The sequence below is a fragment of the Taibaiella chishuiensis genome (genome assembly GCF_003014535.1).
Classification (GTDB): Bacteria; Bacteroidota; Bacteroidia; order Chitinophagales; family Chitinophagaceae; genus Taibaiella; species Taibaiella chishuiensis.
Genome location: NZ_PYGD01000008.1, coordinates 110,816 through 127,160, shown reverse-complemented (window position 1 = coordinate 127,160; position 16,345 = coordinate 110,816). Strand labels below are relative to the sequence as shown.

Annotated in this window: 11 protein-coding genes and 1 pseudogene; 6 read left to right on the top strand and 6 right to left on the bottom strand. The window is 51.4% G+C overall.

What is annotated here, in order from left to right:
* Window positions 1-13: 13 nt before the first annotated feature.
* Together B0I18_RS18625 and B0I18_RS18620 are read right to left on the bottom strand one after the other, a co-directional pair.
* Window positions 14-964 carry a DUF4421 family protein gene (locus B0I18_RS18625; protein ID WP_181358521.1) on the bottom strand — a complete coding sequence of 317 codons (951 nt, stop codon included), beginning with the start codon at window positions 962-964 and terminating at the stop codon, window positions 14-16.
* Window positions 965-1,260: 296 nt separating this feature from the next.
* The gene (locus tag B0I18_RS18620; protein ID WP_106524256.1) at window positions 1,261-3,369 is read right to left on the bottom strand and encodes an SBBP repeat-containing protein; all 2,109 of its coding nucleotides are present in this window, start codon (window positions 3,367-3,369) and stop codon (window positions 1,261-1,263) included.
* Window positions 3,370-3,570: 201 nt separating this feature from the next.
* Here B0I18_RS18620 and B0I18_RS18615 point away from each other — a divergent pair, with 201 nt between their 5' ends.
* Together B0I18_RS18615 and B0I18_RS18610 are read left to right on the top strand one after the other, a co-directional pair.
* Window positions 3,571-5,550 carry an ATP-binding protein gene (locus B0I18_RS18615; protein WP_181358520.1) on the top strand — a complete coding sequence of 660 codons (1,980 nt, stop codon included), beginning with the start codon at window positions 3,571-3,573 and terminating at the stop codon, window positions 5,548-5,550.
* Between the two features lie 17 nt (window positions 5,551-5,567).
* A complete protein-coding gene (locus tag B0I18_RS18610) occupies window positions 5,568-6,218 on the top strand; it encodes a response regulator (RefSeq protein WP_219906006.1) in 651 nt (216 codons plus the stop codon).
* A gap of 38 nt (window positions 6,219-6,256) precedes the next feature.
* On the opposite strand, the gene B0I18_RS18605 is transcribed toward B0I18_RS18610, so the two are convergent.
* On the bottom strand, window positions 6,257-6,856 hold the full coding sequence (locus B0I18_RS18605) for a GrpB family protein (protein WP_106524254.1): 600 nt from the start codon (window positions 6,854-6,856) through the stop codon (window positions 6,257-6,259).
* 300 nt (window positions 6,857-7,156) lie between these two features.
* Between B0I18_RS18605 and B0I18_RS18600 the strand changes: the two genes are divergently transcribed.
* Window positions 7,157-8,980, top strand: a complete 1,824-nt coding sequence (locus B0I18_RS18600; protein WP_181358519.1) for a T9SS type A sorting domain-containing protein — start codon at window positions 7,157-7,159, stop codon at window positions 8,978-8,980.
* 78 nt (window positions 8,981-9,058) lie between these two features.
* Here B0I18_RS18600 and B0I18_RS18595 read toward each other — a convergent pair whose 3' ends face one another.
* Both B0I18_RS18595 and B0I18_RS18590 read right to left on the bottom strand, forming a co-directional pair.
* Window positions 9,059-9,760, bottom strand: coding sequence for a response regulator transcription factor (locus B0I18_RS18595; protein ID WP_106524252.1), 702 nt, complete (start codon window positions 9,758-9,760; stop codon window positions 9,059-9,061).
* A gap of 8 nt (window positions 9,761-9,768) precedes the next feature.
* Complete coding sequence (locus B0I18_RS18590) at window positions 9,769-11,193, bottom strand: sensor histidine kinase (RefSeq protein ID WP_181358518.1); 1,425 nt, start codon at window positions 11,191-11,193, stop codon at window positions 9,769-9,771.
* 686 nt (window positions 11,194-11,879) lie between these two features.
* On the opposite strand from B0I18_RS18590, the pseudogene B0I18_RS18585 reads away from it, so the two are divergent.
* Window positions 11,880-12,296 (top strand): annotated as a pseudogene (locus tag B0I18_RS18585) (DUF6157 family protein).
* 3 nt (window positions 12,297-12,299) lie between these two features.
* Here the strand turns inward: B0I18_RS18585 and B0I18_RS18580 are convergent.
* Window positions 12,300-12,989 (bottom strand): VIT1/CCC1 transporter family protein, encoded by a 690-nt coding sequence (locus B0I18_RS18580; protein WP_106524342.1) that lies wholly within the window; start codon window positions 12,987-12,989, stop codon window positions 12,300-12,302.
* 237 nt (window positions 12,990-13,226) lie between these two features.
* Between B0I18_RS18580 and B0I18_RS18575 the strand changes: the two genes are divergently transcribed.
* Window positions 13,227-13,847 carry a hypothetical protein gene (locus tag B0I18_RS18575; protein WP_106524250.1) on the top strand — a complete coding sequence of 207 codons (621 nt, stop codon included), beginning with the start codon at window positions 13,227-13,229 and terminating at the stop codon, window positions 13,845-13,847.
* Window positions 13,848-14,587: 740 nt separating this feature from the next.
* A complete protein-coding gene (locus tag B0I18_RS18560; RefSeq protein ID WP_146146806.1) occupies window positions 14,588-16,246 on the top strand; it encodes a T9SS type A sorting domain-containing protein in 1,659 nt (552 codons plus the stop codon).
* Window positions 16,247-16,345 lie beyond the last annotated feature (99 nt).

The window sequence follows — 16,345 nt, the reverse complement described above, 5'->3', positions numbered from 1 at the left end:
GCAGGCTTTTAGCTTACCTACTGGTATACGCTTCGGGTAGGTCTGCGCCTGAAGGCACCTGCTTCCGGCGTTTATGCCGGGCAACTATTTTCCGTACGAAGGGACTGTTGAGGTACTTTACATAGGTGAGCTGCGAGGTGATGGAGGTAATGGTGATCAGGTCCGTTTGCAGGGGCGTTACGGTTTTGCTGCCTACAAACGACGACAGGCCCAATGCCCAGCTATCGCTGTGGTAACTGATGGCGAAACGCCCGGAGGCCGATGGGTAGACCTTCAGGTGCAGCTCTTTGAGCTGGTTGGGTTTATTGCCGATATTGGCGCCGATGGCGCCGGATGCACTGAGCAGCCAGTGCGGCGACATGACCCAGGAATAGCCGTAGCCGGCATGTGCGCCTACCTGGAAGATGTCGAAGCTGTGTTCGGGACTGTTGAAGGTCTCGCTCAGGTTGCCCAACCGGTAATAATACAGGCCCCCGCCGATCATAAAGCTACCGGCCGATCGGAGTTGTTTTTCGCTTTGTTCGAAGGCAGCCCGGGTCGAAAATTTTTTGCCGTTAAAAACATAGGTGCCGACTGCTGCAACCTGTAGCGCCGCCATATCGGGATAACGTGTGATCACTTCTTCCTTTTTGCCGTTGTAAAAACCTTTGTAGCGCTGAAAGGACAGGTCGAATATCAGTTTTTTCCAATAGCTGTGCAACTGCAGGTCCAGGGTACGCGAGCGACCGTAGTCCTGGCTGTTTTTTAATGGAAAGATGCCGTACCCGCCTCTTATATTGATGATCGTATTTTTTATAGCGATACCAATACCCGGTGTCAGCGGATAATTGGGGGTATACGAGGTTTTACCGCCCTGCAACAACAGGTAACTGCTGCCCAGGTAACCGAACACGCGCAGATCCTGCGGATAGTCGGCTGTGTAGGCGGTATCGGTCGCCTGGCCCGATACGGGTCCTGTTATCAAAAGGAATAGGGCGGCGAAAAGCAAGCCAGCTACCCGGCCGCCTTTCCTGGAGTATGTGTATAAATGTGCTTTTTTTCCTGTCATGCGCTTAGGCGTAATCCGTCTTCATAATGCCCGGGTTATACCCGTTTTTTGATCCCCGGCATGGGGGCGGCTCAACCAGGACAACTTTGCGGGCAATTACCCCTAACCGTCCTGCGGTCCTGTTGGCCGGGCGAAGGTAGTCCGGGTTACCGGTAATGATAAAAGCTGCCCCGGAGGACAGCTTTCTTGGCATGATCTGGTTATGGTATGGTTTATTTTTCTTTTACAATTTTTTCGATGCGCAGCAGGTTGCCTGCCTGGTCGGTAACTTTTAAGAAGTAGATGCCTGTTGCCATGCGGCTAAGGTCCAGTGTTTTGGTGGCCCGGGCTTCCTGCAGCACCTTGCCTTCTATACTGGTCAGGATAAGGTCTGTGGTTAGCGGGGCTGTGACATAAATGCGCGACGATGCCGGGTTGGGGTAGATCTTCACCAGGGCTCCCGGTTGGATATCGTTAATGCCGGTGCCATTGCCGATCTGCAATACATTCGAAGTATCGGTACAACCTGTGCTGTTAGTAGCCGCCAGGCTGTAAGCGCCATTGGTGGTTACGGTATAAGTGGCAGCGGTGGCGCCGGTGATAGCGGTATTATTTTTAAGCCACTGGTAACTGCTGTAGCTGGCCGAGGCCTGCAGCACGAGGTTATTATTGGTAATGGTAATATTAAGATTATTGCCGATCTCGAGATGGAGCGTTATGGTACTGTCGCAGCCTGCGGCATTGGGGATGACCTGGGTATAGGTGCCGCTGGTGGTATAGGCCCGGCCATTGAGCACATAAGGACTGCAGGCCTCGGTAGTCACGTGGAGCGTAGAAGAGCTGGTGTCGGCACACATCATTTTATGGATAAAGATATCGTCGGAGTAGAGGGGGCCCGCATTAAGCTGTACATTGCCCGGACCCGGATCGAAATCCATCACGCCGCCGAATGCGCCGGTGGTATAGATGTTTTGCGAAGCGTCCAGTACCAGGCCTTTGCCGAATGCGCTGTAGTCGGCATTGGTCGATTCTGCAATCTGCTTGGCCCAGAGGAATGTGCCGGTGCTATCGAGCTTGGCAAGGTATACATCCGAACCGGCTGCAATAAGCGGGAAGCTGGCGGGGCCGGGATCAAAGTCGGTAGTACCGGAAAAATACCCCGTTGCATAAATATTGCCTTTGCCATCCACGCCAATGGCTTTACAGTCTTCGAAGCTGGTACCGCCGATCTGTTTGGCCCATACATAATTGCCCGTAGAGTCTATTTTGCTGATAAAAACATCGAAGTCGAAACCACCGCCCATCGTGCTCAGGTTGCTTACACCGGGCCCTGGGTCGAAGTCGACCGTTGCAGAGAAGAAGCCTGCAGTAAGGATATTATCGTACTGGTCAAGGGCAATTGCATTGCCGCTGGAGGTATTGGCGCCCCCGATCTTCCTGGCAAAGATAAAATTGCCGTTCTCGTCGAGTTTCGAAATATAAATACTGCCCCAGCCGGAGGAGCTCAGGTTGGTTACTGCCGCGCCGGGGTTAAAGTCGAGCGTGCCGCTAAAGGTGCCCGTGGTGATCACATTGCCTCTTTTATCGATCGTTATGGCTTTGTTTTCTATACTGCCGTTGGCGCCGCCGATCTGTTTGGCCCATACCAGGTTGCCGGCCGGGTTTAGTTTGATGATGAATACATCATTACTGCCCGCCGCCGTCAGCGCGGTGGTTCCGGGGCCCGGATCGAAGTCGACCGTGCCGTCAAACTGGCCTGAAACGTAGATATTGCCGGCCGCGTCCGTCGCCATCGATGCGCCCACATCCCATCCGCCATCGCCGATCTGTTTGGCCCAGACAAAACTGCCATCGGCATCCAGTTTGGAAATAAAGATGCCGGCATCGTTACCGGGAATACTCAGGTTATAAGTAACAGCGGGGTCGGGGTTAAAGTCGGCCGTACCCTGGAAATAACCGGTGGTATAAACATTATTGTCGCCGTCCAGGGCTATGGCATTTCCTTCCGTACCGCTGGTACCGCCCATCTGCCGGGCCCATACAAAATGTCCCTGCACATCCAGCTTCGTTATAAATGCATTGAAATAAATGCCGCCGGCCGAACTCATCGTGTATACCGAAGGACTGGGATCAAAGTCTATATTACCGCTGAAACTGCCTACGGTATAGGTGTTCCGGTCTGCATCGATGGCAATGCCATTGCCCACGCCGGCTTCGTCCTGGTAGTTGCCCGATAGTTGCCTGGCCCAGTTAAACACGGCATTCTGCGCCCTGGCCGGGCTGCCCGGGGCTGCAAGACATAATCCCGTAACCAGGCAAAGGCATAAATTTCTACTTTTCATACTGTTCAATTTTTTGAATTACTTAAGCTGATGCAAGTAAGCCATTGTTCTGAAATAAAATAAGAGGGGAAGCCGCATCAAAAAACTAGTAGTAAACCACTGGTTTTGGTGCAGCTGGTTAAGGGGTTTGCAGCAAAGCCATAGATGCTGCCGTCAAAAAGGAAATATTGTATAAATTGTAAGCCAGATCCACCTTTGACTTTGCGTTACCATTTCTCTTTTAAACTGAGGCAGGGCCTGTTGCCCGCCTGCCTGTTACTCCTTGTATTGCTGGCCGGCACCCCATTGCAGGCCCAGGAACAGCAGGTCGTCCGCTCTGTGCGCTGGCCTGCGCCGGCTTATACCTTCCTGCCTTCCGATACGGTGCCCATAATGCGTGTTCTAAGAATGGGGGAGCAATTGCGCAAATTGCCGCCGGACAGCGCATTCCGGCTCCTTAACCGCTGTTACGAACAAAGTATGGCTGTGGGGTATAACGATGGTATTGCCGGCTCGCTTATCGAATTGGGACGCATTGCCGTGCTTAAAGGCAGCCCCGGACAGGGCATGCAGTTATACGCCAGGGCCCTGTGGTATGCCCGCAACAGTTATTTTTTCAAACACTTTACTGCGGCCTGTTACAGCAATATGGGCGGTGTCAGCGTGTTTATGGGTAACTATACCCAGGCCGCCCGTTATTTCGATTCTTCGCTGACCGAAGGTATCAGGGCCCGCCTGCCCGCAGCCCGCCAACACCTGGTGATCACGTATAACAACCTCGGTATCGTATACCTCAAATTGGACCAGCCGGACCTGGCCATGAAATACATACAAGAGGCGGAGACTATGGCCCGCAGTCATCATTTCGATAAAGAGCTGCGCCTTACCTTAGGCAATAAAGGCGGTGTGTACACTGCTTTGGGCAACTTTGAGCAAGCGGCAGCTACTTACCGCGAAGGCTTACAGCTCGCCGAACAAAGCCGGGATGCAGAAGTGATACAGGCCCTGCGTAATGGTATGGGTATATTGGCGCTCCGGCAGGAACAACCGGCGTTGGCCATCAGCTACCTTAAGGGCATTATAGAAGCACCCGGGGTATACGATCCTTTTTACGGCGATATATTGCCCCGGTATCACCTGGGTATGGCTTATTATAAATTGCAGCATTACGACGAAGCAGCGCGCTTCCTCAACGAAGCCTTGCAAAAAGCAGCCAGCACCGGCTATTTCGACGGCGAACTGACGGCCCGCAAAACCCTGTCTGCTATTTACGAAGCCCAAGGCAGGCCGCAGGAGGCACTGCAGCAATACCGGTTATATGAACAGCAGAAGGATACTTTGCTGAACAGGGATAAGATCAAAGATATCAATGAGCTGGAATTGAAATACCGCACAGCACAGAAAGACAGGGAGCTATTGGCCAAAGACAGGAATATCCTGGTTGCTGCGGCGCTCGACCGCAAGAAGAACCTGCTGATCGGTATCAGCCTCTCGCTGGCAGTGCTGTGCATCGCCGCGCTGGTGGTGTTCCGGTATTTCCAGGCGGCCCGGTCGAAGAGGCTGCAACAATTGCAGGAGCTGGCGTTGCTTAAGGCTACGCTTGCCGGCGAAGAAGCAGAACGCATCAGGCTGGGGCAGGAGCTGCACGATGGTGTTGGCGGTTACCTGAGCGCCATTAAGATCAACCTGTCTTCGTTACGGATGAGAATGCCTGCCTTATCCGGCGATACCCTGTTTGACCGCAGCCTGTCGCTCGCCGATGAGGCCAATGACGAACTGCGGGGAATCGCTCATAATTTAGTACCTTCAAGCCTCGTTAAAAAGGGCCTGGGAAAGGCGGTTGAGGAGTTTTGCGCTTACCTCGGGCATAAAGGCTCGCCGGTAATAACCGTACAGGAAACGGGTACGCCGGTAAGGCTGAACCCCTTGTCGGAACTGGCCATATACCGGGTTATCCAGGAGCTCATGCACAATATCCTGAAACACGCACAGGCCACCGAGGCCTGTCTTTCGTTAAGCTGGCAGGAAGCCTTGCTGCTGGTAACGGTCGAAGATAACGGTACCGGTATGCAGCAAACAGGTGAAGCGGGTATCGGGCTGGAGAATGCCCGGCGGAGAATAGCGGCCCTGCAGGGCCGGCTGGAACTGGAAAGCAGCCCGGGCGCAGGCACTTCGGTATATATGGAATTTGTATTGCAGTAAAATAAAAATGAAAGGGATTGAAGGATATCGTTGTTGATATAGTAGACGATCACAAAATGGTTATCGGCGGCCTCCGGGATATGTTTAAAGGTTTTCCCGGGCTGCGCCTCGGCCATACCTATGATAATGGCCGGGAACTGCTTGCCGGTCTTGCCCTGCAGCAGCCCGATGTACTGTTGTTGGATATACAGTTGCCGGATATGCATGGCGAAGAGCTGGCCGGGATTATACGCCTGGCTTACCCGGCCATAAAGATGATTGCCCTTACCGGTTTCAATACGGCCGAACACGCCCGGCTGATGCTTGAAAAGGGCGTTAGTGGTTATGTATTGAAAAATACGGATGAACATAAATTACTGCAGGCCATACAAACCGTGGCACAGGGCGGCCGGTATATCGACGCCCCCATACAGGAAAAGATCCTCGATGAGCTCTATGGCAAGGAAAGGGCGCAGGGTGAGGGATACAAACCCATACTGACCCGCAGGGAGAAAGAGATCCTGAACCTGATCCTGGAAGAGCTGACCAGCCAGCAAATGGCGGACCGGTTGCAGCTGAGTTTGCGTACGGTCGAAAACCACAGGGTAAGCCTGATGCAGAAGCTTAATGCCAAAAATAGCGCCGGTATCGTAAAAAGGGCCTTCCAGCTGGGTTTGGTGCGGAAGTAGCTAAGCGTTATGAGGAGCCTGCAGCCCGATAGCAGCATTTACCGCTGTGGGTTGGTATACCAGGCAACGGCCAGCCGTTCGTGTGCTTTAATGAATGCATCTTTCCCGTCGTTATAATCATTGCCATCTTCCCATTCCCTTTTTACCAACTGTTCCTTTAGCGCCTGGTATTGCTTTCTGGCATCGGGATGACTGCGCAGGTAGTCCCTGAAAGCAATATGGCGCAGCCAATGCTCCGACTGCGCAGGGATAACATGGATATGTGCGATGCGCAGATCATGGTCCTGCATTTTTGCCGCTATGTCATCGCCGGGCAGGATACATTCCGGCAGGCCTAGTGCAACCGGACTTTGTTTCAGCAGTACGAAGAAACGGCGATAAGGCATGTCTTCATTGTACTTTTCATAATACACATAGTTTTTACCTTTAAGGAGGACAGGTACCTGGTCCAGGTCCGTTTCATCGTCCAGACCCACCAGGATATCGATCACAGGCTTGGCTGCCAGGCCTGCTACCGAGGTACTGCCTATATGCTCCACGGTAGCGGACAGCCCCTGCAGACTGTGTTCCAGTTCTTTTTTAACGGCCGTAAATTGATGATCCCATTGGGGATTATAGGGTTCGAAGGGTAAGATCATAGTTGTGATGTTAATCCGGAAGATAGACCAGAAACCTGTACAGCAGCGCATTCCGGCGCCTTTACAGGACGATCGGGCAAAGATAATTATTCTTTTGTACCTGTTGCTCAGTCGCTTTTGTCAGTTAGCGAAGCCTTTGCATGCGCGCCGGAAACCAGGTCTGGCCGTTGTTACAGGCTCTGTCATTACTTATGCTTTTGTTAAAAGAGCGGTTCCTGCAGGTACGATTCGTAGCTATTCGTACTCTTTAACGCTACTTCCTGCTTCTTTTCTTTCATTTTGTAGCAAATGCAGATAACTATGAAGAAAAGACTATTTAGCCTGGCTTTGCTGGCACTGACGGGCGCATCGGCCCATGCCCAGGTAAGCCAGGGAGGCCTGCCGCTGAGCATCCAGGTAGACGGACATTTTGACTATGTGCCCGTAACAACCGCTACATTGCCCGACCGTGAAAGCGGCCTGGCCAAATGGAACAAAATGCCGGATCCCAAACCGGCGCTGGTGGCCCTGACCACACCGGCGGATCTTGGTTTCCCCGCTTCCGGTACGACATACACGACCCCGGATGGTAAACGGATATGGAAAGCACAGTTGAAAGTGGCCGGCGCTAAAGGGCTTGGCCTGTACTACGACCAGTTCCAGTTGCCCCAGGGTGTAAAGCTGTTCCTGAGCAATGCCAATGGCCGCCAGGTATTGGGCGCGTATACCGCGTCGAACAACGATGCAGCAACCGGCAAGTTTGCCAACGAAGCGGTTGAAGGCGAGCTCGTGAATCTCGAGCTGGATATCGACGCCAATGTAAACCTGTCCGATATCCGGTTACATATCGATCGTGCCGCTTCTTATTTTAGTGGTATCGAATACCTGGGCGCTTACCAGGACCTGGTGCCCATCGATGTTTGGGACAGCCAGCTTACCGGCGGTTCCTCGGTTTGTATGATCAATGCGATCTGCCCTACAGGCAATGGTTATGAAGCGCAGCGTAATGCATCCTTCCAGACCCTGATTCCTGTAAACGGCGGCATAGGCGCCTGTACGGCAACCATGATGAATACTACCACCAATACACCGGCCAGCTGTAAGCAATACTTCCTGCTCGCTTCGCATTGCGAATTTACCAATGCGATCACCAATGCGGGTTTCAGCCAGTTTATCCTGCGCTTTAATTTCCAGCACGGTACCTGTACCCCGGCCAATGGTACGATTCCCAATACGCAGCAGACCATTACCGGCGCTAAGTTCGTAGCCCGGTCAGTATTGCCTTTAGCGGCCAACGGCGAACCGGACGCACCGAATATCAAAGGCGACTTTATCCTGCTGGAGCTCAATTCGGCCCTGCCTGCCTCCTGGAATATGAACCTGGCGGGTTGGAACAGGGATGCCAATATACCGCTTACCAATGCCAGTCCTAAGAAGTTTATCGGGTTTCACCATCCCGGCGGCGATGTGAAAAAAGTGTCGATCTCTCACTCCATCCAGTCCTACAGCCTCGGTGCAGCACAATCGCATTGGGTTACTACACTCGACTCGGGCCTGGTAGCGCAGGGTTCTTCAGGTAGCGCCCTGTTCGACGGCGATGGCCGGGTGATCGGTGTAGCCAGCGTTGCAGCAATAGGTCAGAATGTGCCTTCCAACTGTAACGTGAGTGCTACCGGCCAGAATGTAGCCCAGTCTACTTCAGGTATGCCGCTCTACAGCAAGCTGTCTTATATCTGGGACTATAGCATCGATGGCGCAGCAACCAACCGGAAGCTGAATCCCTGGCTGAATCCCAACAATTCCAATGCACTTACCGTAAACACCGTGAAGTCGGATTGCAGCCCGATCAGCGGTTCCGGTACGGGGATCTCCATCAATAACAACAAGCTGGATCAATCGCTGCATGTGTTCCCTAACCCGAGCAGCAATGGTAAAATCACCCTGCAGTTCAATCTTTCGGAAGTTGCAGACCTGAGCTTCGAGTTGTTCGATATCAGCGGTCGCAAATTAAAGACCATAGCAACGAAAAATGTACAGCACGGCAGTTATACCCTCGACCTCAGCGCCTACACCAACGGTATGTACCTGTTGAAATGTAGTGACGGTTACCAGTCGACAAGCCGCAAGATCATGTTGCAACGTTAATACAACAATATAACCTAGAGCAGTAAAGCCCGGAACATCGTGTTCCGGGCTTTTTTTATGGATCAGCCAGAAGACGCGTCAGGCCTGGTCTTCGAGTATCAGTTTGTAGCCATAACCCCGTATATTTTTGATCGATATAGCCGGGTCGTGCACCAGGTATTTACGCAACCGGCCGATATAGACATCCATGGTGCGGGAAGTGAACAGCGTATTGATGCCCCAGATCTTATTCAGGACATCATCTTTGGGCATCACCCGGTTCTTATGCAGGATCAGCGCTTTCAGCACTTCGCCTTCGCGGCTGGTGAGTACGTATTTCGTTTCCCCGAAACAGAGTGTAAACGAAACGGTACAAAAGGTATACCGGCCTATCGCAAGGGTAAGATCGGGAGCAGGCGTATAAGCGCCGGTGTAGTTGCCATGTTGCAGCAGCGCCTTTACGCGGAGCACCAGCTCTTTAATGCTGAAGGGCTTCCTGAGGTAATCGTTGCCGCCCGACTCGTAACCCTTAACTACGTCGGGCACAGCCGAACGGGCGGAAAGAAAAATTATAGGCAGTTGTGCATGCTCTTTCCTGATGGATTTGGCTACGTCGAAGCCATTGAGCCGGGGCAGCATAACATCCAGGATACAGATATCGGGTACGAGTTTGCCGACACTGTCCAGGGCCGCCGCGCCATCGGTTACCCATTCTATAGCGAAGTCGGGCTCCAGCAGCAATACTTCTTTGATTAGGTGCCCGAGTACCTGTTCATCTTCCACAAGCAGTATATTGATCATCTTTCAGTTCAGTTTAGGGGTAAATGAATAACGAACGCTGTTTCCTGCCCGGCAATGCTGCGTACGGTAATGGTGCCACGGTGCATTTCAACGACCTGTTTTACATAGCTCAGGCCCAGGCCATAACCTTTCACATCGTGCAGGCTTCCTTTGGGCACGCGAAAGAATTTTTCGAAAACCCGGTCCAGGTATTTTTCAGGTATGCCTTCGCCATTGTCCAGGATGCTTATCCGGATGGCGTCCTGGCACACTTCTGCGGTAATTTTGATCAGTGGGCTTGCTTTGTCATTATACTTAACGGCATTTTCCAGTATATTAAAAATCACGTTAGACATATGGGTCTCGTCGGCATTGATCTGCAGATCTTCAGGATCCACATCGATGTGTACTGCTACGTTTTTCTTTTCGAGCAAAGGGCTCATGCGTTCAACGATGGCCTGTAGCCAGGTCGTAACCTGTATGGTAGCCGGCAGGATATCGAATGCTGCTTTTTCCAGCGAAAGAATTTTGAGTACATTCTCTACAATCAGCTTAAGACGGGTTACTTCCTGTTGCGCCGCGATAAGGTATGAGGTTTTCTTCCCGGCGTCAAGCGCCGGCCGGTCATCGAGCGCCATTTCAAGCGCCAGGCTTATGGAGCTGATCGGCGTTTTCAGTTCGTGGGTCATGTTGTTCATGAAATCATTCCGTATTTCGGCAATTTTGCCCTGGCGGAAAAAGGCGGACAACAAAAAGCCCAGCGACCAGCTACCGACCACGATAAGTGTAAGCGAGATCACCAGGATCCAGAGCATATTGCGCAGGACAACGTAGTTGGGATTATGAAAACCAGCGATGATGCCATAAGTGCCGCTGACTGCCGTTAACTCGTTAAATGCCGACCTGTGACTGTACTGGCGGAAGCGCGCGGTGTCGCAGGTAGCGGCGTAGATGCTGTCTGCGGTATCGACCAGGGCAAGGTCAAAAGGCATATTGATGTGCCGGACCTGTAATTCCCGTTGGTATGCTTTTTTAAAAGCGACCAGGTCGGTGTCGCTGAAGCTGAACCGGAGCTGCATCAGGTTCGTATTCTGGGATGCGGCCAAACTACCCGAGTCCAGCAAAGCTTTTACGGATTGTAATGCCTCTGAATCGCTTACCTTAACCACGGCATTGACCAGGTGCAGCATATTGCCCGCCTGGTGTTCCCCGATCAGCTTTTCCTGTACATGAACGCCCGTTGTATCCTCCAGTCCAAACATTTTGCGTACGCTAAGCGGTTGCGTAGCCAGGGCCTTGTCCAGCAATAACCTGGCGCTGGTAGAAGCCAGTGCATTGTCGATATCGGTATAAAAGCGTTGCTGTTGTTGCCTGTAGGATGATAGCAACCAGTAAAACTGTAGCGCCACAATGCCCGCGAGCATGATTACCGTGATCCCGGTAAGCCTTTTCATACTACCCCCCTGACGCATAAGACCTTTTTGTGTCGATTATTGGTTAGGCTCAAAGGTAAGCCTGGCGGCCTTTTGCTGTTATGATCGTTAACATACATTAATAACAATTCGCTATAATTAACATACTAGCAATTGTAAAAATACAGGGTATTTGTAATTCATTTATATTCAGGTAGATAAATATGATATTATGAAATTAACGTATTTTTGCATTGGCTTTTATGGACATCCCGTTCCGGGTGATTGGTGTTAAGGGATACGAATAATAACAAATGTCTGCCGTGATCCGGGCGCTGTCCGGGGAAAAGCCGTTATTATTGCAGCGACTCCGTCTTGTTCCTGCGTGTATCCAGGAGCAAGGGCGCGCTGTTCGCCACGGGGCGCATCGAACAAAGGCACTGTTTAGGGGTGATCCCACCTCAAATTCCATAGCCGCACGAAGGCCCTGTATTCCAGGGTGTATTTGCAGCCGGTCCGTTAACGGACCGGCTTTTCCTTGGTGTGAGATGTTAGATATTAGATGTGAGATATGAGATGTTAGATATGGGAGATGTTAGATGTGAGGTATGAAATATCAGATGTACAACGCTCCCCGGAAATGCGGACCGCTTAGCCTTTTCCGCTGCAGCGCGGCAGGGTGCTCGCTGCGAGCAAAAAAAATCTTATTTTAACTCCCTGGAAAAACCATGAAAATACATACCACCAATTATACCCTGACTTTTATTGGCCTGGCGGCAGACTGCACGGCCGACCAGGGCGAAGCGCCCCCACTGAACGAAAAGGCGAAATCCGTTGCCAGGCTGCAATACGAGTTGTTGCACCAACATCCTTACCACTATACTTCCGATGAAGTGCTTCTCCGGGTGTATGCCATGCGGCAGCACCTGGCGTCCTCTGAACTCGAAGCCGCAAGACAGGCCTTCTTTTCAAAGGGCCAGGCTTGTTTCCGCTCTGCTCCACTGACCAAACGGTAGGGCTGGGGCCTGCATTTTGACGCTGCCGGTAAGATGGCCATCTATGGCCGGGAAACCGAAGCCTATGAAAAACTTGATGCGGATCAGAAGCTCAAAAACGTAAAGGCGATGCGGTCTAAAAAAGCCTGAGCCTTAACTGATCTGGGTATGGAACAGGTAACCTACGAATGCTGTGGTGGCCATGGCTACCGTACCCCAGAAGCAAATGCGTAATACGCCTGTGCCTATACCGGAGCCGCCTGCTTTAGCGGCGATAGCGCCCAGCACCATCAGGAAGCCTATCGAAAAGAGATACTGGTACCAGACCATGTAACGGAGCGGCGCCAGGAAAGAAACCAGGAGGGGTAGGGCTGCGCCGGCTACGAAGGAGGCAAACGAAGCTACTGCGGCCTGCAGGGGGTTGGCCTGGGTCATTTCATTAATGCCCAGTTCATCTTTGGCATGGGCTTCGAGCGCGTTATGCCTGGTCAGTTGTGTGGCCACCTGCCGGGCCAGATCGGGGTCCAGCCCCCGTGCCTGGTAAATTTTAGCAAGCTCTTCCAACTCTGTTTCCGGCATCTGTTCCAGTTCGCGTTGCTCCCGCCTCAGGTCTGCCTTTTCCGTATCCGATTGGGAGCTTACCGAAACATATTCGCCTGCGGCCATCGACATGGCCCCGGCAACAAGCCCGGCCAGGGCGGCCAGTACGATCGATGTGCGGGAGCTGTTCGCGGCCGCTATGCCGATCACGATACTGGTTGTTGAAAGGATGCCGTCGTTTGCACCGAGTACGGCGGCCCTGAGCCAACCGGTCCTGGTGATATAATGCTGTTCCAGTTCCATAGATCTGTATTTAGGGGTAAGCAGTTCGCCGGATGCCGGCATGCCAAAGGTACAGATTGGGAATATAACAGGAAGTATAGCAGCATTACATTTGTACGCTTTGTTTACTACCTTCAGGCCATATTCACCGGGGCTTTTCGTAGCCAGTTGTTATGCCCGATGGAAGCGTGTAAAGTTGTGGTCAGAGGCTTTATTGATATAACAGGGAAGCTACGGCCAGGTAGAAACAGATACAATATGAAAATGATCCGATACGCGACTTTAATATGCCATGCCTGGTTCATCATGATGTTCTTTATGTCAGGTCTGCTGCTGGCGGGCTGTGCAGGTCCCGCAAACAGCGTGCGTAAATTCGAAGATTTCTCGTTGACAGACCGGCATGGACTGCATCCGTTCAAAACAGCAGATGATATCGTGGTGGCCGGTAAACCTTATATTGTACAGAGCGGACAGGATGACCAATGCCTGAAATTTAAAGTGTATTACCCGGCACGTCCTTACCTGGATACGGTTTTTCTCTACCCGGCTAAGGGCTTTGACGTATACAAGATTCAGTTTAACAGGCATATGAACGATATAGGCCGTTATTACTATCTTACTTTTAACAGGGGACAATTAAGGCGTTATCTTTTTATGGCAAAATTTGGTGGTGAAGATCGTTTTCTCTGCGTTGTGAGCTTGCTGGAGGCGAACCGGCTTAAAAGCTACCAGGTTAAAATGAATGCTTACGACACAATAAATTTTGTCGAAAGGATTAGCATCCTCGAGGACCAATTACTCCGGCAAAGTACAGACTCCAGTACTTACACGTTGCCCGGGTATCAGGAGACCTTATTACATAATGGACTGCTGTTGTAATTATATTCCAGTTGATCATAGGGTTCCCAACCTGTTCGCAGCGTCCCGCTATGAATACTTCACTTAACCCCATCTGTTCGTCGCGCCCCGCTACGAACGCTTCGCCTGGCTACGAATCAAAGCCTATCAGCGTCCTGCTACGAACAGCGCGATGCTTTATGGTAAGCCTGCACAAACATGCAGGCTTTGTATTTATGCTCTATTTAGTTATATACATAATTTATTTAGGCTTTAGTTTAATCATATCCTCTTTTTCTGCCAACCTTTTTTTTAGCTGCGCTGTCTTTATGGTTACCAACCACAAATCAAGATATGATGAAGAAACTATTCCCGGGTATCCAAACCCTCGCAGGTACTGCATTTGCTCCCCTTTTACCTTCTGCTGACCTCCGGGTCCGGTCATTTTTATATGCTCCCTGTCGTAGCATATACCTTCAGGTAATTCCTGTATTATAGCCGTATTAAAAACGGGGAAAGTGGCGTGCCCTTTCCACCTTACCCGGTTTACGAAAAGCGCCACAGGTATCACGTTTGCTGTGGCCGGCTGATCGTATCAATAATCCGCAGATCGATCTGTATCCTTTTTGCCGGCATCTTATTGATGCCGGAAGGGGCATGTTTTACCCCATAAGTTTTGTTATCGACGTACGTATAAACAAGTACACGTACTGCCCGATGCATGAAGTATTGCTTCCCCATATTATCATAAAAAATCATTTTAAAACTTTAAAATCATTTCTATGAAGAGAACGTTAAAGCACACTTTTTTTGCAATCATTACGCTTATTTCAATGGCAAACAACTTGTTTGCGCAGAACTTTACCAGCCCTGTCGCCGATGAATTTCAATTCGGTGATCCAGGTGTAGGCAGGGGGGCATTGGGTACCAATTGCTATTCCCAGGCATCGGTATCTACCGGGTTCGGCCAGGCCGATATCTACCTGTCTTCCTGGTATAACCGCGGGGACGGTGAATTTATATTTACAGTTCTTCCCTCCGGGGCTTCTACAGGACCGCTGTTTCAGCAAGGTTATCCCTATAGCGGCTGCCGCGATCTTTGTGTGGGTTACGTGCAAAACAAGGGAACGGGCCAGCAGAACGTGCTGGTCGCCTATTACAAGCTGGGTGTAGGGCATTGCCTCGACGAGTACGATATTACCGGCTCAACCAGTATGCCCCTTGTTTTAAATACAACCTATACCTTATCCAGCACGCCGGTCTATGGCCGGATCACGATGGATACCCACGATCCTTTACAGGCTGTCGTTATTGCCTGGGAAAAACACGGAACCGGTATACAGACTATTGTATGTCAATCGGGCTCCTGGAGTGGCATCACCACATTGGGTGGCACAGCCGACGAGTCGGCGCCGGATGTAGCGTACAGCCATGCCAACGGACCGCTGAATGCGCACTTCGTGTATAAAAACAGAAATACCGGCGTGGTAACGACCGCCAGTCTCGATTGGCCCTTATTGCTTACCGTTCCCTTCTCCAATACGGCTACTATGGCCCCGGTTATCGAGGATGTGAATACGGATCCGAGCGCGATCAACTCCACTTCGGATATGGTGATCGACTGTCCCGATCACTATGCCGACGAAGACTGGGCCTATACTTATACGGATGGCATAGGCGTTTTTGTACGTATGCGTTTCCTGGGCAATTTGCAAACTACATACGTTAACAACGGATCGCTGGGTAATGCTTCCCTGGTAGGGCTTTCTATCTATTATGCGCATACACCGACGATCAATTTCAGCGGCAACGGCGGGATATATGTCGGATGGTATTGCCGGTATTCGGGCGGCGACTCTCATTACATAGGGCTCCGTATGACGCACAACGGGGGCTGGATATCCAGCGCTCCGGATTATATGAGACTGCCCAACTCAGTGGCTTCCTATTCGTACCCCAGTTCCGGCATGGCATACAGCAAGATGAATGACTTTAACATGACCATCTGCCCGCAATTTATGTACGCGACTTACTTTACGCAAAAGCCGGGCACACCGGGCAACTATGTATTGCACCATGCTTTCCATCCCTGGTTTAATGCTGTATTCAGCACCGGCGCCGGCAGCGGGTACAAGTGCACCGGCCACCAGGATGACAGCCATAACAGCAGGTCGCTTGCTGCCGGTACCCCGTTGCGGGTGCATCCCAATCCTTTCTTTAATTCTTTGTCCACACCGGTTACCCTCAATGAACAGGGAACCGTAGAGCTGGTGCTTACCGACATCACCGGGCGCCTGGCTGCAAGGCAGGTAAAATCAGTCGCCCGCGGCGATCAGTATGTTCGCCTGGACAACCTCGACCATTTGACCGTAGGCACCTATTCGTTGAACGTGATCGTGAACGGGAAAAACAAAGGTTCCCAACTGGTCGTAAAAAAATAATCATATACGATCTGTACTATAACATGATAATATAGGGGAATGCTTTACTGAAGAGGTCCCGTTGTGCAGGCAACGGGATCTTTGTCGTGGATAAAGCCG

Excerpts from the sequence above, each read along its gene's own strand:
- B0I18_RS18620 (WP_106524256.1), bottom strand. The coding sequence starts at position 3,369 with ATGAAAAGTAGAAATTTATGCCTTTGCCTGGTTACGGGATTATGTCTT.
- B0I18_RS18605 (WP_106524254.1), bottom strand. The coding sequence starts at position 6,856 with ATGATCTTACCCTTCGAACCCTATAATCCCCAATGGGATCATCAATTT.
- B0I18_RS18600 (WP_181358519.1), top strand. The coding sequence starts at position 7,157 with ATGAAGAAAAGACTATTTAGCCTGGCTTTGCTGGCACTGACGGGCGCA.
- B0I18_RS18595 (WP_106524252.1), bottom strand. The coding sequence starts at position 9,760 with ATGATCAATATACTGCTTGTGGAAGATGAACAGGTACTCGGGCACCTA.
- B0I18_RS18590 (WP_181358518.1), bottom strand. The coding sequence starts at position 11,193 with ATGAAAAGGCTTACCGGGATCACGGTAATCATGCTCGCGGGCATTGTG.
- B0I18_RS18580 (WP_106524342.1), bottom strand. The coding sequence starts at position 12,989 with ATGGAACTGGAACAGCATTATATCACCAGGACCGGTTGGCTCAGGGCC.
- B0I18_RS18575 (WP_106524250.1), top strand. The coding sequence starts at position 13,227 with ATGAAAATGATCCGATACGCGACTTTAATATGCCATGCCTGGTTCATC.
- B0I18_RS18560 (WP_146146806.1), top strand. The coding sequence starts at position 14,588 with ATGAAGAGAACGTTAAAGCACACTTTTTTTGCAATCATTACGCTTATT.